General features: G+C 60.7%; 14 protein-coding genes and 3 pseudogenes. 7 read left to right on the top strand and 10 right to left on the bottom strand.

The annotated features are described in order from the left end of the window. Positions 1 to 74: 74 nt before the first annotated feature. From QRN54_RS25310 to ccsA, 4 genes and pseudogenes are all read left to right on the top strand, one after another. Positions 75 to 763, top strand: a pseudogene (locus QRN54_RS25310) (cytochrome c oxidase subunit I); the annotation flags it as partial. A 205-nt stretch (positions 764 to 968) separates the two neighbouring features. Then, positions 969 to 2145, top strand: a pseudogene (locus QRN54_RS25305) (IS3 family transposase). A gap of 314 nt (positions 2146 to 2459) precedes the next feature. Beyond that, positions 2460 to 2936, top strand: coding sequence for a hypothetical protein (locus QRN54_RS25300; protein WP_047270626.1), 477 nt, complete (start codon positions 2460 to 2462; stop codon positions 2934 to 2936). 115 nt (positions 2937 to 3051) lie between these two features. Further along, positions 3052 to 3228, top strand: a pseudogene (ccsA, locus tag QRN54_RS25295) (cytochrome c biogenesis protein CcsA); the annotation flags it as partial. A 755-nt stretch (positions 3229 to 3983) separates the two neighbouring features. Here ccsA and QRN54_RS25290 read toward each other — a convergent pair. The 6 genes from QRN54_RS25290 to QRN54_RS25265 all read right to left on the bottom strand — a co-directional run bounded on the left by QRN54_RS25290 (position 3984) and on the right by QRN54_RS25265 (position 12563). Beyond that, positions 3984 to 4670, bottom strand: coding sequence for a DUF305 domain-containing protein (locus tag QRN54_RS25290; protein ID WP_047270628.1), 687 nt, complete (start codon positions 4668 to 4670; stop codon positions 3984 to 3986). A 38-nt stretch (positions 4671 to 4708) separates the two neighbouring features. Next, positions 4709 to 7171 carry a heavy metal translocating P-type ATPase gene (locus QRN54_RS25285; protein ID WP_058228111.1) on the bottom strand — a complete coding sequence of 821 codons (2463 nt, stop codon included), beginning with the start codon at positions 7169 to 7171 and terminating at the stop codon, positions 4709 to 4711. Positions 7172 to 7534: 363 nt separating this feature from the next. Further along, positions 7535 to 9838 (bottom strand): heavy metal translocating P-type ATPase, encoded by a 2304-nt coding sequence (locus tag QRN54_RS25280; protein ID WP_047270630.1) that lies wholly within the window; start codon positions 9836 to 9838, stop codon positions 7535 to 7537. Between the two features lie 48 nt (positions 9839 to 9886). Then, a complete protein-coding gene (locus QRN54_RS25275) occupies positions 9887 to 10114 on the bottom strand; it encodes a heavy-metal-associated domain-containing protein (RefSeq protein WP_030537788.1) in 228 nt (75 codons plus the stop codon). 514 nt (positions 10115 to 10628) lie between these two features. Further along, on the bottom strand, positions 10629 to 12212 hold the full coding sequence (locus tag QRN54_RS25270) for a multicopper oxidase family protein (protein ID WP_030537787.1): 1584 nt from the start codon (positions 12210 to 12212) through the stop codon (positions 10629 to 10631). An 81-nt stretch (positions 12213 to 12293) separates the two neighbouring features. Next, positions 12294 to 12563, bottom strand: a complete 270-nt coding sequence (locus QRN54_RS25265) for an SHOCT domain-containing protein (RefSeq protein WP_030537786.1) — start codon at positions 12561 to 12563, stop codon at positions 12294 to 12296. Between the two features lie 140 nt (positions 12564 to 12703). Between QRN54_RS25265 and QRN54_RS25260 the strand changes: the two genes are divergently transcribed. Beyond that, entirely contained in the window at positions 12704 to 13462 is a 759-nt protein-coding gene (locus tag QRN54_RS25260; protein WP_030537785.1) for a response regulator, read from the top strand. After that, positions 13459 to 14640: a HAMP domain-containing sensor histidine kinase gene (locus QRN54_RS25255; RefSeq protein WP_030537784.1), complete on the top strand. Its 1182-nt coding sequence runs from the start codon at positions 13459 to 13461 to the stop codon at positions 14638 to 14640. Before QRN54_RS25260 ends, QRN54_RS25255 begins: the two co-directional genes overlap by 4 nt. A 149-nt stretch (positions 14641 to 14789) precedes the next feature. Here the strand turns inward: QRN54_RS25255 and QRN54_RS25250 are convergent, their stop codons facing one another. After that, complete coding sequence (locus QRN54_RS25250; RefSeq protein WP_030537783.1) at positions 14790 to 15554, bottom strand: acyl-[acyl-carrier-protein] thioesterase; 765 nt, start codon at positions 15552 to 15554, stop codon at positions 14790 to 14792. 586 nt (positions 15555 to 16140) lie between these two features. Here QRN54_RS25250 and QRN54_RS25245 point away from each other — a divergent pair. After that, complete coding sequence (locus tag QRN54_RS25245; protein WP_051720982.1) at positions 16141 to 17370, top strand: prolipoprotein diacylglyceryl transferase family protein; 1230 nt, start codon at positions 16141 to 16143, stop codon at positions 17368 to 17370. Between the two features lie 239 nt (positions 17371 to 17609). Here QRN54_RS25245 and QRN54_RS25240 read toward each other — a convergent pair whose 3' ends face one another. The 3 genes from QRN54_RS25240 to QRN54_RS25230 form a co-directional block, all read right to left on the bottom strand. Further along, a complete protein-coding gene (locus tag QRN54_RS25240; protein WP_019747376.1) occupies positions 17610 to 18557 on the bottom strand; it encodes a M56 family metallopeptidase in 948 nt (315 codons plus the stop codon). Continuing rightward, positions 18554 to 18913, bottom strand: a complete 360-nt coding sequence (locus QRN54_RS25235; RefSeq protein WP_019747377.1) for a BlaI/MecI/CopY family transcriptional regulator — start codon at positions 18911 to 18913, stop codon at positions 18554 to 18556. The genes QRN54_RS25240 and QRN54_RS25235 overlap by 4 nt, the downstream gene beginning before the upstream one ends. A 399-nt stretch (positions 18914 to 19312) precedes the next feature. After that, the gene (locus QRN54_RS25230) at positions 19313 to 20539 is read right to left on the bottom strand and encodes a L,D-transpeptidase (protein WP_037127158.1); all 1227 of its coding nucleotides are present in this window, start codon (positions 20537 to 20539) and stop codon (positions 19313 to 19315) included. Positions 20540 to 20652 lie beyond the last annotated feature (113 nt).

Raw genomic sequence — 20652 nt, 5'->3', positions numbered from 1 at the left:
CTGTCTCCATAAGAGTTTCGCCGGGCGTGCGCGCGGACATGTGGGGATCGTGGGGTTGGCGTTATCGGGATTGGTGGAAGGGGCAATTGACTTTCGAGTCGCCGATGCTGTTCTCGATCAGTTTCTTGATCACCTTCTTAGTCGATGGTCTTTCGGAGGTGCTTCTGGCCAGACCACCGTTCGATTTTCAGGTCACCGACAGTTACTTCGGCGTGGCACATTTTCACTACGTGGTCTTCGGTACGGTTGTGTTCACCACGTACGCGCGGATCTACTTCTGGTTCCCTAAGATGACTGGCCGAGTGATGGATGAGTGGCTGGGCAAATGGCATTTCTAAGCGGCGTTCGCGGATTCCACATGACCTTCCTCGTGCAGCACTGGCTCGGCGTCGAGGGGATGCCGCGCCGCTAAGCGGATTACCTACCTTTGGACGACTTTGCGGTACTGAACTCCATCTCGACCGTAGAGTCCTTCGTCTTGGGTGCATTCACCATTCACCTTGCCGTTCATCTGGAACGTCTTCAGGAGCTACAGATTTGGTGAAGTCGTCACGGTCGACGATCCGTGGGGCAATGGCAATTCTCTCGAGTGGGCGACCAGCTGTCCGCCGCCACGCCACAACTTCACCGAGCCCCTATCCGCTCCGAGTGTCCGGCGTTCGAGATGCACCACCCACACATGGTGGAACGGATTCGGGCTGAAGCTCACACCGGAAGGTTCCATCCCACAACGAGCACACTGGCGGGAAACGGATCCGAGTGAGCCGTGTCGTCCGCAAACTACGTGTACGCAATATATGTCGCACGTATGACGGGAAGAAGTGAGGACACGAAGTCGCCATGAGTTCGTTCCCAATTTCGGTGATGACTGTGCCGGCGACGGATGAGACTGGCATGACCCCCATCAAGTGACCCGCAAGCTATGAGAATCCTTCCGCCCTGATCAAGGGCATGAAAGGCTGCAACTCATGGCTGGACGCAAACGGCACACGCCCGAACAGATCATCCGAAAACTGCGCCACGGCGACGAACTTGCCGCCACAGGCGCCGACGACGAGGAAATCGCCCGACAACTCGACGTCTCGGTGCCGACGCTCTACAACTGGCGCAAGCAGTATGGCGGCATGAAAGCCGACGACGCCAAAGAGTTCAAAGAACTCAAGAACGAGAACGCCCTGCTCAAGAAGCTCCTCGCCGAAGCCGAACTCGAAAAGGCTGCACTCAAGGAGATTGCTCGGAAAATTCTGGGTCAGGCCGTTCCGTCAACGGGTTGATTCCATTATCACTGGAAAATTCTGAGCCTGACCGCCAAACGAAACGCTGTCGTCATGCTCCAGGAAACGATGGGGCTCTCACAGCGTTTCGCCTGCAAAATCGTCGGGCAACCGCGATCCACCCAACGAAAAGCGCTTGCGAGAGACACCCCGGACGATCCGGACGCCGATCTGCGGAAGTGGTTGCGAGACTGGGCCAAAGCGAATGCCCGCAAGGGGTTTCGTCGGGCGTGGGCGGACTTGCGTGCCATGGGCTGGGTGATTAACAAAGAAGAAGGTTCAGCGTCTCTGGCGCGAGGAAGGGTTGCGGGTGAAGGTCCGCAAAATCCGCAAACGAGCCGACGCTTCGACCACCCCGATTGCCGAGGCACATGCACCGAAGGTGGTGTGGGCGATCGACTTCCAGTTCGACTTCACCACCGACGAACGGAAGTTCAAGATCGCGTCAATGGTGGACGAGCATTCGCGCCAGTCGGTGCTCAACATGGTCGAGGGATCCATCCCGGCAGAGGATCTCGTCGCCGCCCTGGAGAAAGTGTTCGCGCTCTGGGGCGGCCCGCCACAGGTGTTGCGGTGCGACAACGGACCCGAATTCATCTCCGAGGCGTTGCGGACGTTCTGCGAGGACCGACTGGGAATCGGATATGTTCCCCCTGGTCAGCCGTGGAAGAACGGCTACATCGAATCCTTCAACAACCGAGTCCGTGACGAATGCCTGAACATGAACGAGTTCCACAGCCTCCTCGAAGCCCGGGTGGTCATCGAGGACGGGAAGGAGGACTACAACACCCGACATCGGCATTCATCGCTGGCTTACCGCACTCCGAATGAGTACAGCTGCCAGCTGTATTCACACGCATTGATTCTCTGATAGCGAGTGGCTCACCAAACGGGGTCCTACCAAGACGACAGCCGCACTGACCGATTCGTTGTTACGCGAACTCTTACCGCGCTCACGTTTGTCGGTGCGGGCCTCGGTTGCCCTGCCTCGACGCTGCGCAAACTCCCGCTGTCCCGCGCATCGTATTCGATCGCCGTGGAGACTTCGCTTTCACACACGTGCACCTCGGTGATACCCCTGTCGGGTGGGATGCAAGTCGTTGAAGGATTGCCGTTTCCGGTCGTCTCATACAGTGAACTACTATCTCTTTTAGTAGTTCACTGTATGAGGGAGGGACATCGGCGATGACGAATTGGTCGCTCTGGCGTTGGATTACTGCGTCGGCAGGTGCGGTGGCAGCAGCGCTCATCGTCGGCGTCCCCACCGGGATAGTGCCGACTTCGTTCTACCAGCGGATGACTCCGGTGCTGTGGTGGAACTATCCGGTGTGGATCGCGAACGCGATATTGAGTGGATTGATACTCGCGACGTATGTGCGAACGCAATCCAGTTCTGCAGCACCCTCGCGCGTGGGCATTGGCAGCAATGCGCTGGCTCTGTTGGCCGTCGGCTGTCCGGTGTGCAACAAATTGGTGATCATGACTGTCGGTGTGACGGGTGCGTTGAATCTGTGGGCACCGATACAACCGGTCCTGGGGCTGATTTCACTGGCTTTGATGGCGGGCGCGTTTCGGCAGCGGTTGAAAGGTGAGCGGGCGTGCGGAGTGCGTACTTGTGTGTCGAAGGACTCGATCGGTACTGCGGTCCCCGAACGCTCCTAGTGCGCGATTGGATGTTGTCAAGAAGGATGGGACCCCAAGGAAACGGTCTCCTGTTGACGACGGTTGAAAACTAGTCCAGAAACGACGGGTGGTCTAGTTTTCAACCGTCGTTCACATCTCCTTCATCGCTTGGGTGATCTACGCCGCCTCTCTGCACGCGCGTGCTACTTCTGGTTGGCGCGATACCCGTGCCGCCTGGATAATCATTGCCGGTTTCGTCGCAATGCTGTTCAATCTCTTCATCATCAAGATGGATGTCTCCGGCCTCCATTCGTACGCGGGACTCAACTGAGAGCGAGCGGGTGAGAGTGGCGCGGGGGCATATGGATCAGGGGAGCCCCGCGCCTGCATGCCGGGGGAGTGGCGCAGCCATTCTGATGTGAGTGTGTGAACGTGGTGATCAAACTTGTCAATCATGCGCACTTCCTGCCCTTGCAAGGCGGAAGCCGTTGTGGCGCCGCGTCAGGGAGTTTCTTTTCCCGACATCCTGCGCGACACTCGAGTTCATCGTGTATCAGTGTCAACCTGATGTGGTCGCACCTGCTCAATACCGGCTGGCTTTCGAGTCGGTACGCCTCCGCGATCAACTCGGAGTCGGTCATCCCCCGCCGAACGTCCTGCATCATGACCTCCATGTCGTCTGTTCTCGTTTGCGTACCCGGCCTGTCCCTCGTTAATCGATGGGCTCGGTTTGCGCCTGGACCTGATTGATGCAAATAGATCGGTTCGGTTCAGGCGTGGGTTTTTGTGCACCCGTTCCTACCTCGTGCTGGTGGGTATCCCACGGAGCCTGACCAGAATGTTGAGCCCGACGAATGTGACCGCGCACGCAGGACGGCGCGTGCGGATCTCGGGATATCTTCGGGTGTAATTACCAAACCCTCCAACAAATGAGGTTGCCTCGATAGTGTTCGGTGTCCTCCGGGGTATTGACCTGTCGCCTAGAAGGCTCGGTGCCTCTGCCGAGGTCAATTGTCAAGCAGAGACACCGAGCCGCGTGCGCTCACATCCGACTGAAATCTGAGCAATGAACGCCGGAAGTCGTGATCACAGCGTGGCGAGAATGCCTTCCATCGTGGTGATTTCCTGGTTTTGCGCGCTGATGATGGTCTGCGCCATGGAGATAGCTTCGGGATACTGTCCGGAATCAACTTCAGTTTGCGCCATTGCGACAGCTCCGCGGTGATGGTCGATCATCTGAGCGAGGAACAGTTTCGCGGCATCGGTTCCCTGTGCATTCTGCAGCGCGGTCATGTCATCGGCGGACATCATCCCCTCCATCATTCCCGGCGTCATCCCCATGCTCTCTGAGGGCATCGGCATGTTCATGCTGGTAGAGGGTGTCATGCCTTCCATGCTGTGGGAGGTGGTCGGCATATTCATGCCAGAGGAGGACGAACTCTGTCCCCAGCTGGTCAACCAGGCCTGCAGCTGCTCGATTTCTGGGGCTTGCGCTGCCTTGATCTGTTCTGCCAACGTCGTCACTCGGGGGTCGATACCGTCTTTGGAGAGGAGCATGTCGCTCATCTGGACGGCCTGACTGTGATGCGGGATCATCTGCTCGGCGAATGTCACATCTGCCTGATTGTGAGTGCTCGCGTTCGCCGATGAACTGGATTCGGCACTCATTGACGTTGGCGTGGAGGTAGTTTCATCGGTATTGGAGCTGTTACATGCGGTGAGGACGAATAGTGCTGCAGTTGCTGCAGCACTGATTGCGAGGACCTTCTTCATATCGGGGAATCCCTTTCGCTGGGAGATCGGTTGTCGGGTCATGAGACGTTCTGTGAGGTGGACTTCGTAGTGCTGGGTGAAGGCCGGTGTTGATCTGGGGGAGAAGGGAGGCGTAGCCGCTTCAGCAGTAGTGCATTGACTGCGACGATGAAGCTGGACCCGGACATCGACAGCGCCGCGATCTCGGGGCGAAGTACAAGTCCGAGGGAGGGTTCGAAGACTCCAGCGGCGATGGGGAGGGCGATGACGTTGTACCCGACTGCCCATCCGAGGTTCTGTCTCATCTTGCGGAGGGTGCCTCGCCCGATTTGTAGAGCGACCGGTACGTCGAGTGGGTCCGACCGCATCAGCACGAGGTCCGCTGTTTCGATTGCGACGTCGGTACCTGCGCCGATGGCGATACCGAGGTCCGCTTGTGCGAGCGCGGGAGCATCGTTGACTCCGTCCCCGACCATCGCAACCTTTTTGCCGGCATTTTGCAGCTCGACGATCTTGGCGGCTTTGTCGCCGGGGAGCACTTCCGCGATGACGGTATCGATACCGAGCTGGCCCGCGATGCGCTGTGCGGTGGCTTCGTTGTCGCCGCTGAGCATGACGACTTCGACGCCCAAGTCGTGCAGCGCCGCCACTGCGGCGGCGGAAGTCTCTCGGACAGCGTCGGCGAGTGCGATCACCCCGACGCCCTGTCCGTCGACGGCAACGAGTACTGCTGTGCGCCCGCTGGCCGCGAGGTCGTCGCGTGTACCCATCAATGTGCCGAAGTCGACGTTTTCGGCGATCATCAGTTTGCGGTTGCCCACCGCCACTCGACGACCGTCCACCTCCGCAGCCGCACCATGACCTGGCACATTACGGAAATTTGTGAGGGGAAACTCCGGGGCGCCGCGTTCGGTCGCGTAGCGGACGATCGCGCCGGCGAGGGGGTGTTCGGACTCGCGTTCGACCGCCGCGACGAGGGAAAGGAGTTCATCGGTGCCGATACCGTCGACGACGACGTCGGTGACTTCGGGTTCACCCTTGGTGAGGGTGCCGGTCTTGTCCATCACTACCGTCTCGATGCGCGCCGAGGATTCCAGCGCGGTGGCATTTTTGAACAACACTCCTCGTTGAGCTCCGAGTCCGGTGCCGACCATGATGGCGGTGGGCGTGGCCAAACCGAGAGCGTCGGGGCAGGTGATGACAACGACGGTGATCGCGAACAGAAGCGCGGTCTGCACTCCTGCACCCGCCGCCCACCAGACGAGGAAGGTGCCGGTGCCGCCGATCAAAGCAACAAGGACGAGCCAGAACGCGGCCCGATCAGCGAACCGTTGCCCCGGCGCTTTCGAGTTCTGCGCTTCCTGGACCAACGCCACTATTTGGGACAGGGCGGTGTCGGCACCGACTTTGGTTGCTCGGACGCGAAGTGTGCCCGTCGTGTTGATGGAAGCCCCGATGACTGCGGATCCCGGTTCTTTGGATACGGGAAGGCTTTCCCCGGTCACCATTGACTCGTCGACTTCGGAAGTTCCGCTCTCGACCGTTCCATCGACAGGGACTTTGCCGCCTGGTCGGATCAGTAACAGGTCTCCGACGACAACGTCGGCGGTGGGAACTTCGACGGGTTCGCCGTCTCTCAACACGATTGCCAATGGCGGGGTCAGTTCGAGCAGTGTGCGAATCGCGTCGTTGGCTCCACCTCTGGCTCGCATCTCGAACCAATGTCCGAGCAGGACGAAAGCCGTCAGCACCGACGCGGCCTCGTAGAAGACCTCGCCGCCGCCGGTGAAGGTGACGGCGACGCTGTAGAGCCAACCCGCCCCGACGGCGACGGCAACGAGGACCATCATGTCGAGGGTGCGGGCCTTCAGAGCCCGATAAGCGCCGTCGAAAAAGATCCAGGCCGAGTAGAACACCACTGGCAAGCTCAGTATCAGGGTGAATACGTCGTCGCGGAGTCCGAACGGGGCGGGAACTGTGAATCCGAACATGTCGCGCCCCATCGGGGACCACAGCATGATCGGAATGGACAGAACGAGAGCGACGAGAAAGCGATTTCGCATGTCCCGGACCATGTCGTCCATCGACATTCCGGCGTGGGCGCCTCCGTGCCCCATCATGTCCTGTGCAGAGTGTTGAGCATGTGGTTCGTGCGCTGTGTGTTCGCCGTGAGGAGATTCGCCGGGGTGTTCGACCGGTGCGTCGGTTGATGTGTCGGCGTGGTCTGAATGAACGTGGTATTCAGAGGGCGTGGCGCTGGTGCTGTCGTTTGGTTCGGAGAGGGGGTCGCAGCTGTGGGAGGGCACTGATCGCCCTGCGCAGTGATAGCCGCAGTCCCGGATCCATTGGGACAGTTCGGGTATCGAGGTTGCAGCCGGGTCGTAGGTGACCGTGGCAGTTTGGTTGAGGACGTTGGCCTCAGCAGAGACGACGCCACGTCGGCGAAGGAGAGTTGATTCGACTGCGGCTTTCGATGTCGCCCACTGCAATCCTTGTACTTCGAGAACGGTGGTTCGATTCATCTCTGCGCCCTCTCGTTGTGACCGCCATTCTTGCGGCAGCGACTGTGCGGATACCTCGGTGGCATGTTCCCGTGTTGTGGCAGATCGTCGGCACCTCTGGGGCGTGATGTTGTGGGGTCCACGTGTGTCTCAATACTGAGCCTGCCGGTGGCGGATATGCCTTGGTTAGATGTTTGGTGAAGATTCGATGAAGGACCATGGTGTCCCAAGCAGTCGACGACTGCCCTCGTCCGTGATGGTGGTCCTCGTGAAGTGAAACCTTTGGATTCGTTGCGGGTGGACAGTGGGACCTCTCCCGCACATCGCGTCCGAAGAGTTCAGGGCAGACGGAAGGTCATCGGGGCAGTCGAATTCGGGATCAAATCAGTGATCGGAGCTTGTGGCATGACTGGTGAATCGTCGTAGGCGCAAACTGTTCGTGACGACGAAGATGGAGCTGAAAGCCATGGCAGCGCCGGCGATCAGCGGGTTCAACAACCCCAGCGCCGCCAGAGGCAACGCCGCCACGTTGTAGGCGAAGGCCCAGAAAAGGTTCCCTTTGATGGTTTTCAACGTCGAGCGCGACAGACGGATCGCATCTGCGGCGGAGCGCAGGTCGCCTCGGACAAGGGTGAGATCGGAGGCTTCGATGGCGACATCGCTGCCGGTGCCCATGGCCAGACCTAAGTCTGCTTGTGCCAGAGCAGCGGCGTCGTTGACACCGTCACCGACCATAGCGACTGTATACCCACGGCTTTGGAGGTCTTTGACGGCGCTTACTTTGTCCGCGGGCAAGACTTCGGCGATGACATCGGCGGCTTCGATCCCCACTTGTTTTGCGACGGCGACGGCGGCGCGAGCATTATCGCCGGTCAACAGGATGGGACGTAGTCCCAAGGTTCGGAATGCAGTGATGGCCTCTTTCGAGGTGTCCTTGACAGTGTCCGACACGACCACGATTCCGCGGATCGAACCGTCCCACGCAACCCACACCGGGGACTTTCCGTCGGCTTCCGCGTCGTGTGCGGCCACTTCCAGATTCTTGGGTGCGACGAGAGACCAGTCCTGCTCCAACCAGGTTCGCCGACCTATAGCAACGGCTCGGCCGTCTACGACACCGGAGACGCCTCGGCCGTCGTGGTTGGAGAAACCTTCGATTCTCGGCAACGGCCGGCCGTCAGCCCGAGCTGCAAGAGTGATGGCCTGCGCGATCGGGTGTTCGGAGCCGTCCTCCAACGCTCCTGCGACAAAAAGTAATTCGTCGATATTCTCGCCATCTGCGCCGACTGTCGAATCGACACTCATGCGCCCGGTGGTGACGGTCCCGGTCTTGTCGAGCACGATGGTGTCGACCTGACGGGTGGATTCGAGAACCTGGGGGCCTTTGATGAGAATCCCCAACTGGGCGCCGCGGCCCGTTCCGACCATCAGCGCCGTCGGTGTTGCCAACCCCAATGCACAGGGGCACGCGATGATCAGCACGGCAACGGCGGCGGTGAACGCCGTCACCATCGAGTGACCGGTCAAAAGCCACGCACCCAACGTCATCAGTGAGAGAACGATGACGACCGGGACGAAGATTCCGGAGATGCGGTCGGCGAGACGTTGGACCTGAGCCTTGCCGTTCTGTGCATCTTCGACCAGTCGTGCCATCTGAGCGAGCTGAGTGTCGGCGCCGATACGAGTTGCTCGAACGAGGAGTCGCCCTCCAGCGTTGACGGTGGCGCCGACAACGGCGTCGCCAGGGCGCACTTCGACTGGCACGGATTCGCCGGTCAGCATGGAGGCGTCCACCGCAGATGTGCCGTCGGTGACGATGCCGTCGGTCGCGATCTTTTCGCCGGGGCGTACGACGAAGATGTCACCGACCACCAATTGTTCGGTGGGAATTCGGATCTCGGTGTGTTCCCTCAACACCGCTACGTCTTTGGCTCCCATGTCCATCAGTGCGCGTAGGGCTGCACCCGACTGCTTCTTGGCGCGGGCTTCGAAATATCGCCCCGCCAGTATGAAGACGGTGACCGCAGCAGCGACTTCCAGATAGATGTGGTCCGCTCCGCCCTCCTGCTGTGGGAACAGGCTGAACTCCATCTTCATGCCGGCCATTCCGGCATGACCGAAGAACAACGCCCACAGTGACCACAGGTAGGCCGCCGACACCCCCACCGAGATCAGAGTGTCCATTGTTGCCGCGCCGTGTCGGGCATTCGTCAGTGCAGCGCGGTGGAAGGGGAGTGCGCCCCAGACGACGACGGGAGATGCGAGCGTCAAGGCCAGCCACTGCCAGTTCGTGAACTGCAATGGCGGGATCATCGACAATGCGACCACAGGCACAGTCAATGCGAGCGAGACGAGCAGTCGGGTCCGCAGTTGCGAAGCCTCGTCCTGGATTCGGGCGTCCACCCCGTCGGTAGTGCCGACCTCCCCGGACGAGCCCTTGGGGGCAGGCAAGGTGGCGGTGTATCCCGTTGCCTCGACGGTGGAGATCAAGTCTTCAGGTGCTACCGCACCCGTGAAATCGACCTTCGCCTTTTCGGTCGCGTAGTTCACTGTCGCGGTGACGCCGTCGATCTTGTTGAGCTTCTTTTCGATTCGCGCGGCGCAGGAGGCGCAGGTCATGCCGCCGATGACCAGTTCGACACTGTGTGCGGACTCGGCAGCGACGGTCGTGTTGTCCAGGGTGCTCATCAGATGTACCTCTCCTGACCTGCCTACGCTGGCGGTGTGGGCGCCCGGTCAGATGTTCGCGAGATGATAGTTGCCGGCTTCGTCGAGCGCGGCAGTTACTTGTTCCTCGGTCAGTGGCGCTGAAGCTGTGACGGTCACGGTGGAGACTCCTCCGGCGACGAGATCGATCTCGACCTCGCTCACTCCGGGGAGGGCGCGCAGCTCGTCCGTGACGGCGCCGACGCAATGCCCGCAGGTGAGGCCGGTGACCGCGAACGTGTTGTTGGTTGCAGACATGATGTCCTCCGTAGGGGTGGGCGCGGATGTCGTGGGTGATTTCTTCGTCGAGTTGCATCCACAGCCGCGTTGCGTCTTATCGAGTAGATTCGGCTGCGAGTTAGTCTGACCGCTCATGATTCCCTTCCCGTCTGGTACCCCAGGGGGGTACCTGTTTCTACTATACTCGCGTTAGGAGAAGGTGAGTCAAGGCTGCGCCTCGACTACTTCCGTCGGACATTTGGTCGGATTCTCCCTCGTGTATTCGCCCGCGCAGAGAACGTCGAATTTCGAGCGCCCGTGGAGTGTCGCCAGGTGTACACCGGAGCCATGGGCAGTTGCGCCGTTCGCGGGATTTCGATCCCAGTCCAGCGGCAGGGCAGAGGCCGGGGATTCCGGGACGCTGACCCGATGCCGGGGCGGCCACAATCTCACCTCGCCGAACGGGGTAGGAAGAGGCATCGAATGAGATGCCGGCCCAATCAGGTCGCGCCTCCCGTGCTGGTGTGATCGTGTGTTCGGACGTCTCCACGTGTCAGACGATGTAGCCCAAGCGGGTCATCATACCCGACTCCTGGTGATATCCGTTGTGGCAGTGGAGCATCCAGTCGCCCGGGTTGTCGGCGATGAGATCGACAGCGACAGATTCCATCGGACGAACGATGACTGTGTCCTTACGAGGGCCGACACCGCCGTCACCTTTGACCACTTGGAACGTATGCCCGTGCAGATGCATGGGATGCCACATCATCGTCATGTTGGTGAACGTGAGCCGGGCTCGGTCCCCTTCTTTGACGGTCAGAGGTTCGGTTTGGTCGTAGTTCCGACCGTTGATCGTCCATTGGTAGCTCATCATGTCCCCCCCGAGGTCTGCCACGAGATCGACACCGGTGCCATCGCTTCGCGGCAGAACGACACTTTCGGCTGCAGTGAACGACTCGACCGTGCCCACTCGACCTGCCAATTCCCGAGGGAGGAACGACGCGTCGGGCGCAGCGCCCGAGCCTGTACGCAGCAGCGTCCGAGCCTGAGCGTTCTTACCCTCGGCCGCGGCGACGAGCGGGAATACACCGTCCTTGACCGTGACGATCACGTCGTAGCGCTCACCCATGCCGAGGAGAAGCGCATCGACTTCTGTCGGTACGACCGGAAAACCGTCCGTATGGGTCACGGACATCACGTGATCGGCAAGGGCGACTCGAAAAGCGGTATCCGCACCCGCGTTGATGATGCGAATACGCACACGCTGACCGGGAGCGGCCGAGAAAGTTGTCGGTGCAGAAGCTATCCGCCCGTTGATCAGATAGTACGGATAGCTGACGTCACCCGCGTCCCCACCGAGCAGAGCGCTTGATTCTACCGAGTTAGGGCCACCCGAGGTGGCGGGCAGCGTGGTTTCGGCCGACCCGTGGTTCATTCCACCCATGCCAGGCATGTTGCCCATCCCGGATCCGCCCATCGAACCCATGCCGTTTCCGGACTGAAGGTCGGAGAGGATCTGTTGCGGACTCGTGCCGACTCCATCCGTCCAGTCGTCGAGAACCACGATCCATTCGGCGTCGTAGTCGACGGGCTCGCGGGGGTCGTCGACGACGATGGGGAGATACAGGCCGTAGTCGGTGTCGAGACCGACATGCGGGTGAGCCCAATACGTTCCCGAATGAGGTACTGAGAACCGGTATGTGAAGTTCTGCCCCGATTCGATGTTCGGGCTTGCCGGCATGGCGCCGTCCATGTCGTTGCGAAGCGCGATGCCGTGCCAATGCACCGATGTCTGATGATCGAGTCCGTTGTTGACGGTGATCGCCAACTCGTCACCGACATTCGCGCGAATCAACGGACCGGGAACACTGTCGCCGTATGCCAGAGTGCGCACCGTGATGCCGCCGAGATCGATATCGGCACCCTGCGGATTGAGCGTGTAGTCCACGGTGCGACCGGTATGCGGGCGCGCTGCCTCAGCGGACGTGATGGCATTCTTGTCGAACGGCGGGGGGTTCGGGTTGGACGATCCGCTGGTGGTGCATGCGGTCAACGCCAGGCCACCCGCCCCCGCCGCCGTGGCGGCGAGAAACGTACGTCGACTGAAAGCCGATCCTGTGAACGGCGCAATAGCCATGATTGTGATTGTCCTTGTCTAGTCGTTGTGGAGAAACGGAACTGATACGCCACCGAGCCCGGGGCGCGCGTGCGGCAGAGGTCAACGACTCTCGTGTCGACGAGAGGATCGATCCAAAGCTTCACTGCGGGAGCGATACTCGTCATCGTCGATCTCGCCGCGGGCGTAGCGCTCATCCAACAGATGCTGCGCATTCGTACCACGGAGTTCGCTGCGGGTACTGCGCCTGGGACGAAACAAAGCAAGTAGGGCCGCAATGACCAACCCCCAAAATGCGATCATCGCCAGCGCCATCAGAATCCAGCTGACCCAACCCATTCCATAACCCGAATTCTCGCTCCACCACATCATGTCCGTTCACTCTCCTCACCTTCGACAGTGCTCGCCGAACCCTCTGGGATCGGTGTGCTTTCTATGAAGATTCGCTGAAGAGGTGACCGCATACCGTGTATCGCGTGCGCAGCGGCGACTGAGCAGTCCACGATGGTGGCATGGACAGTACGTCAACACGGTCAACCGACGGGTACGCAGGTTTTCGGGCACTGGTCGTCGACGACGAACGCCCACTGGCCTCGATCATCTCGAGTTACCTCGAACGAGAGTCATTCGAGGTGAGTGTGGCCTACAACGGTTTCGACGCTCTCGCCCTGGCACGTGAGGTCGATCCTGATGTGGTGGTCCTCGATCTCGGGTTGCCCGGTATCGACGGCATCGAGGTATGCCGGGAACTTCGTACATTTTCGGATGCATACGTGGTGATGCTGACTGCTCGCAGTGAGGAAGTGGACACCATCGTCGGGCTTTCTGTCGGTGCCGATGATTACATGAGCAAGCCGTTCAGCCCCCGAGAGTTGGTAGCGAGGATCCGCGCGATGATGCGCAGACCCCGCAGCGGAGTCGCGCACGGTACAACTGCGAGAGCGGTAACCCGAGACGAGGAGAGTCCGCCAATGACGTTCGGGGTGCTCAGGATCGACGTTGCCGGGCGAGAGGTCTCGGTCGCCGAGAAACCGGTTCTGCTGACTCGGACGGAATTCGACGTGTTGGCGGCATTGGCCGCTCGGCCGGGGATGGCGTTCAGCCGTCGGCAACTGATCGAAGCAGTGTGGGGTCCTGCGTGGACGGGGAACGAACATCTTGTCGATGTTCATATCGGTCATCTGCGCCGCAAACTCGGCGATGATCCCGCCGCGCCTTTGTATGTCAATACCGTGCGCGGCATCGGGTACCGAATGGGTTCCGGAAAATGACTACCCTGGAAGAACTTTCGTCTCATCAGGGGCGTACCCGCCGAGGACTCGGTGTCGGCGTGCGTTTGTTGATGGCCCAAACGCTGGTCTTGGTGGCAGGAGCGGCCACCTCATGGGTCGTTGCAGTCACTGTCGGTCCGAGTTTGTTCCGCGAGCATCTGCGCCGCGCGGGCGTGCCTCCGATGTCTGAGGAGCAAATGCATGCCGAGCAGGCATATCGCTCGGCAACTGCGGTCTCGTTGTCCGTGGCGATCGGCGCAGCTGCGTTGTGCGCGCTGGCTGTGACCTGGTATCTCAGTCGTCGGCTGCAGCGGTCGGTGACTGCGGTGTCAACTGCCGCCACGGCAGTCTCGGCGGGAAACTACGCGGCCAGAGTCCCGCCGCCGCAGCTCGGTGACGACTTCGACGCACTTGCGACGGCCTTCAACGAAATGGCGGTCCGTCTCGAGTCTGCCGAGTCGATGCGTCGACGGTTGCTGGCAGATCTCGCGCACGAGATCCGGACGCCGGTAGCTGTTCTCGAAGCATTCATGGAAGCGCTCGAAGACGGAGTGGAAGCTCTCGATGATCACACCATTGCGATGCTCAGAGATCAGACCCGACGTCTGGCACGGTTTTCCGGCGACGTCTCGGCGCTGTCCGATGCCGAGACGAATCGAGCTGCAATCGAACCGACATGGACCAGACCTGAGGTACTGGTGAGCTCAGCGGTAGCGGCGCACGAAGAACGATACGACACGAAAGCAGTCATTCTGAGCGTGGACGTCCCCGGAAATCTGCCGTCGGTGTGGCTGGACCCGGAGCGCATAGGGCAAGTGTTGAGCAATCTGCTCGACAACGCACTGCGCCACAGTCGATCACAGAGCACAGTGAAGGTGCGGGGACGGGTGAAAGGGGATCGGTTCATCCTCACACTCACCGACGAAGGCGATGGAGTCGCCGCCGAGCACCTCCCCTATCTGTTCGAGCGTTTCTATCGCGCCGACGCAGCACGCGATCGTGCTCACGGAGGGGCAGGGATCGGACTGTCCATCGCGAAAGCACTCGTCGAAGCACACGGTGGACAGATCACCGCCGCGAGTGACGGAGCCGGGCAAGGCACCACCTTCGTTATCGCGTTGCCAGTACATCGTCCGAAAGGGCGGCACATCGACTGCCGGGGAACTGTCGATGCGTGACATTCGACGCGACATTCGAGGTAATGGAAACGCTCCGGGAACACCCACTCACCCCGCCGCTACCGGCACACCTGGTCAAGAACTCGTGAGGTGAACCGATCAATGACGATTCAAGAGACCAGAGCGCAGAGGTGACCCGGCCCGGGGACTTACACTTCGATCGCTGTGACGTAGGCACTCGCGCACACCGAACCCGAGACCAGGAACCAACTACTCAGGCTCTCCCCTGAACTGTGATACCGCACGGTCACGTCGTTTCCCGCGGTGATGGGAGAGCGATATTCGAGAATCGCTCGGTAGGGGAGTGGATTTCGGGGTCCGGCCCAATCTCTGATCAGGTCTTCGACAGGCTGCCAATACGTGGCGTTGTTGACGTGGTTGAACGGATCGATATCGCTCGATCGTAAGACGAATGTCGTTTCCTCCCCATCGCCCGGATGAGCGGTGTGCCAGGGTTTCCACTTCAATCGGTGATCGTTGGCGGTCGAACCGAGTCCGGCCATGAAACTCTCTTCGATCCTGGAAGGCATCCCGTTGACCGGATTGAGATTTATCCAGAATCCTTCGGTCTCGATCAAGCCGCCGCCGTCGGATTCGATGCGGACACGCATCGTGCACCACCTGCTCGACAACCCCGAGCACCATCTGCGCATGCGCACACGAGCCGGCCAGCTGACCGGACGAATGACATCGATGACTGTGCGGCGCACGACCCACACCGGGTGGGCAGCCGCTGCGCCGCTCGCATCGAGATCGTCGAAACCGATGTCCTGCAGATAACGTGCAACGCCATCGAGTCGCACCGTCCCGGAGACGTCGATATCTCCCGTCCGTACCGGCCGAGAGGTTTCGAACACCGCGCCATTGGTCGGCAAATCCACCAGGCGGTGGTTGCGCATCGCGTCAGCTTCCATTTTGCAGATCCCTTAGATGTGATTGTTCGCTTCGATACTTTGCACACCCTTGCTGCAACGTAGTGCGATCCCTACGCCCAGTCCCGCATCAGCCGCCGGGTCTGCCGCAGTCGTACCCAGTAGTCCGTGCCCGGTCTCCGAACATGGTGAACAAGGAGCCTATCCAGTCTCGCAAACTACTACACTGTCCGCGCGATTGCCGGTTGACGTTCGATGTCCTTTCCAGGTCCTTCTTGAGTGTGCCCAAGATCGTTGCGGCACCATGGAATTCCCATATTCCTCGGCTCGGCCTCGAAGCGCCTCGTCTCGCCGCAGTGCCCACCCGCGCGTTCGCGCTCGACCTCTACCTACTATCCAGGTTCGTAGTTCAGCTACTATCGACCTTAGTAGTTCGGTGGGCATCCGCGCCAACCGAGAGATTGGGGCGACGGTGAGCAAAAAATCAACCAAAACCCGCGCGAAACAGCGGTCTACGACGCAGAGTCGAGCCCGACGCGCCACGTCACCGAAGCGGAACCCCACTTCACGACCGCACGACGAAGTCGGCACAACACCCCGTGCTAGGCCCAGTCCGGCCGGTAGTGCCGTGGAAGAACTGGCCGCAGCGGCCGCAGCGGCGTATCTGAGTAAAGCAGCGCCGACGCCAGCCTCGGCCTTGGCTCAAGCACCGCCGGCGCCGGCCATCGCCGAAAAGGCGATGCCCACCAAGCCATCGGGCACTGAACGCGTTGCCCGGCCATTGGGTGACGACGAGTCGACCGCTGCAACGGAACTCGCTGCGCCCGGCGGTGGGTGCGCTGAAGCGTTCACGCAGATAGAACCACAGGGGCTCGCAGCAACGTACTGGGGAGAATCGCCCGAGGTTACTTCCGATCTGTCGATTCTGTTCCGAGGAGCCCGCAACAGCCCGGGCAGCGAACCGGAACGTTTCGAGAGGGTCACCCACGTCAACGGTGTTCCAGCGGGGGAACGCTTCGCGGTGACTGCGAGAATCCGCGGAATCGCCACTGGTAGTTGGACTGTCAGTGCCGAGCGCATCGAAACTCCGGACGACACCACCGGGCAGTTCGACATCGCAGCTCCGCAGACCGCCACGGCCTGGACTACCGCAGCGCCATTGGTGCACGGGCCCGGCGTGCGACTCTGGACGTGGCCGCTGTTGGTCGGTTTGGGTGCAGTGTTCGCCATCGTCATGCAGGCACTGCTCTTGACCCGTATGAGCGAGAACGCCACTGCGGCAGTTCTCATTTCGATCCTCGGCTGCCTTCTCGGCTACGTGGGTGCGAAGCTCTGGTACTTGGCACTTCACCGCCAGAGCCTTCGAAAATTCGTCTCTGCCGGCGCATGCATACAAGGATTTTTGGTGGTGTCGCTCGCGGTATTGGTGCTCGGCGGAGCAGCCTTCGGTCTGGGCGTCGGTGTGTTACTGGACATGACAACGCCCGGGTTGTTTCTCGGGATTGCGATCGGGCGCCCGGGATGCTTTTTGACAGGATGCTGTTCGGGTCGACCTACCAGGTCGAGATGGGGAATGTGGGCTTCGGACCGGACTCTCGCGGTGCGCCGAATCCCCGTGCAACTGATCGAAGCGTTCGCAGGCTTGATCATCGGCCTCGCGACACTGATTTTCGTCCTCTACGGCACCGAAACGCCCTATGACGGAGCAGTATTCGTTGTCGCCGCGGCTATCTACACGTGGGTCCGTCAAGGGTTGTTCCCCTATCGTGCGGACCCTCATACACGGCGCGGGCGGCTTCTGACCAGCGCGGCATGCGGAATTGTCATCGTCGCGACGATTCTGCTGGGCGTGGTGTGATCGTGACCCAGAGTAGTAGCCTTTTGCGCTTTTCTGCCGATGCCACGTGCGCAGAAGGTGAGTCTCACGAAAATTGGGATGGCCACGAATCAAGTTTCGCGCGGGATCTGGCCAATTCGATTGGCGCCGCGTTCGGTGCATGAGGCCGGTTCAGTTCGAGGAGGGGGTGAACCGGCCTTGAGCACTGGCCCCCTGCGGGCCGGACTCCTTGTTCGTCCACGACCCGGTTTCGCACTGTTTCAAGCACCTGCTGCGCATGAAGCCATCGCCATCGCACCCAGTAGCGCCAGAAGAGGCGCCGCAGGTAGGACGATCGCCGTTCCGCAGGCAGCAAGGGTGCGGAGGTAGCGAATGGGCGCCGGGTGGTGGGTGCGGTGGGAGGACAGACGATCAAGTCGCAACGCCAGGCAATCCTGCGCTATTCCCAGAGCCGCCACGGGCACCTCGTGAGGTGTCATACTGCAGAGTGCGCGGTGCACGGATTCGCGCCCATGCTGACGAACGGCTCGGGAGTCGGCTTCGATTTCCACCAACGCACGGACCAATGGGGGCGAAGATCGCATGATCGGAAGCCACGGAAACGCGTAGGCGAGCGTTTGAGCTGCGCTGACGAGCAGATGGTGCCGCCCCGTGATGTGTGCTCGTTCATGTGCGAGTACTGCAGCAAGAGCCTCGGTGTCGAGTTGATCTCTCAATCCGTCGCTCGCAACTACAAGCGCGGGGCGCCCAGCGATACTGTAGGCGAAGGGCACAGAAACCGGGAGCCAGAGCAGTGACGAGGACCGTGCACCCCCCAGAATGCGCAGCAACCCGAGGTGCTGCTGGTGTAGCTCGCGGCGAGTGCGGGAGAAGCTGAACAGATGGACGGTGCCTCGCACCGCCCCGATGACCAGGGCTGACCCACCGAGTACACCCACCGCCGTCTCGAGCCTGGCCGGCGCGTCGTCGTGAAGGGCGAGCCAACAGCTGTGGGCGAATTCGATCAGCGACGAGACACCACCGTGACTGGGTAAAAGGCTCAAGATCACCGGGACACTGATACTCACTACAGTTCCGAGTGCCAGAGCGCCCCACAAGACGAGGACGACATGCGGATCAACGCCGCGACGCATCATCGATCCGAGGAACAGCGGGGAGAGTGCGGCAACGAGAAGGCCACCGACCGCCCACGCGAGGACGGCTGTCACTTCTTGCCTCGTTCACGCAATCCACGCGCCAGGATCTTCGATTCGACGTCGGATGTCCCGCGAACAAAATGCAACAGGACCCCGGTCGGGTCTCCGGTGGATTCGAGAAGTGCGCGCAACCCGTCAGCTGCCGCTTCCTCGCGGCTTCGCGTGGCTTCGTACCAGTACGCGCGCCCGTTTCGCTGACGATGCACCCAACCTTTGCGATGAAGATTGTCCATGACGGTCATCACCGTCGTGTACGCCGGTTCACGGTCGTCATCGAGGCCGTCGATGACGTCGCGCACACGGACCGGTTCGGTGGAGCGCCACAGCACATCCATCACCAGCGCCTCGAGCTCTCCCAGACCTTGCATTTTTCCTCCTCGTAGAGCTGCATTCGTCACCGCACCGTGCGAGTGCCCAACCTGCAACCTCCGTCGCTTTCGTACGGGGCCCAACCAGCGCTGTCGGTGATTCGTCGGTCACAGTGATGTGGGACCGCTCGATGAGGGTGTCGTGTCGACTCTGCACGCTGGAGGTTGCCGAGACGGCGAACCGAAGCCCTGTAGAAATACTATCTGTTCTGCTTCCCGTCGCCGCCCCGATACGGCGGCGGTGTCTGGCGACCTCCTCCCGTGACGATCTGCCGAACCCCTGTCAGCTCTGACAGTGTCAAAAGGTTTATCCAGCACTTTCGCGTCGACTACGGGAGAACGTCTCGCGCGGAGCTTCTGTTTGCGATTCAGCATCGTTTGCCGGCAGGGCGACAGGTCTTACAGCGCGCTGCCTTCCGACCATCGGTCCCACGGCACACTCCAGTCGCCGTTCTGCCACAATTCGAGAGGGGCGCCGCCGGTATTGCGTATCTCCACGACATCTCCGGGAAGCGAAAAATCATAGAACCATTGAGCATTGGCGCGACTGAGGTTCAAGCAGCCGTGTGAAACATTGGTATTGCCTTGCGCCCAGACTGTGTCTTCGAGTTCGTGAAGGTAAATTCCGTCGGTGCTTATTCGGGTGGCGTAGTTGATTTTTTCCTTGTACCCCAGCCGGGAATTGACGGGAAGTCCGTAGGTCGACGAGTCCATGATCACGGGGTTGGCCTGATCGAGGACGGTGTAAATGCCTGGTTGGGTCCAGAAGGAGATCGTTTGGCCGTTGACGAGCTCGGTTCCTCCCATGCCCATCGATGTCGGCATAGTGCGCACAGTTTTGCCGTTGCTCGTGACCGTCACTTGCTTGGTCGTATCGTCGGCGACGGCGATATGCGAGTCGCCGATGGTGAATGCAGTCGTGGCGTCTTCCTGTCCGAACAGTCCGCCACCGAGCGGGACGCCGAAGACCGCAGCCCGGACCGTGACCTCGGTGCCGGGGGGATAGTACGCACGAGGTCGCCAGTGAACATTCTGGTCATCCACCCAGTACCACGAGCCTTCGAGCGGCACCGACGTTTGCACAGTCAGGCTTTTCTCCGCCGCTGCACGATCGAGGATCGGCTCGTCGAAATGCGTGACAATAACGATCCCTACCCCGAAAGTGCCACCATCTGTGAGGAGGTTACCCCCGGCCGTCACGAAGGATGGTTTGGTCAGGTTCCGCGGCTTGACTGTGGAGAAGGTGCTGGACTGATCGAGACGTGAGCCATCGTTTTGGGTGGCTGACGCTGTCATCGTGTAGGTCTTCCCGTAGTCCAAGGACGCGCCGGGTTTCCACACCTGCCGGTCAGGGGTGAAGATGCCATCGACCACAGCCCCGCCCACTTCGGTGAGCACTACCGAGTCGAGCCTCCCGCCAACAGATTCCACCGTGACCGGATCAAGGGGGTTGACGGTATCTGTCCCCCCGGAAGGAGTCATCACCAGCGCGGAGACAGGAGAGTCGTTCTCGGCGGGCGCACCCGTGTCACTCGGTGCGGACTGCGGTGCTGTGGAGGTGCATCCTGTCAGCGTTGCGACCATAAGGACAAGGACGACTAACCCTGTATGCCGTGTTGAGGCCATAATTGTTCCTTCACGTCAGTGGGTGGGGAGCGCCGACGAAGACAGTGATTCGCAAGGGACGCAAGTAATCAGATGGAAGATCAGAGCGGACAACGAGAAGAGAGGCTTCGACG

Origin of the sequence: Rhodococcus sp. MEB032, from assembly GCF_030208925.1 — a bacterium.
In the GTDB taxonomy this organism is placed as follows: Bacteria; Actinomycetota; Actinomycetes; order Mycobacteriales; family Mycobacteriaceae; genus Rhodococcus_F; species Rhodococcus_F qingshengii.
Note: the sequence above shows the minus strand (reverse complement) of the source record. Positions and strands in the feature narration are given on the sequence as shown.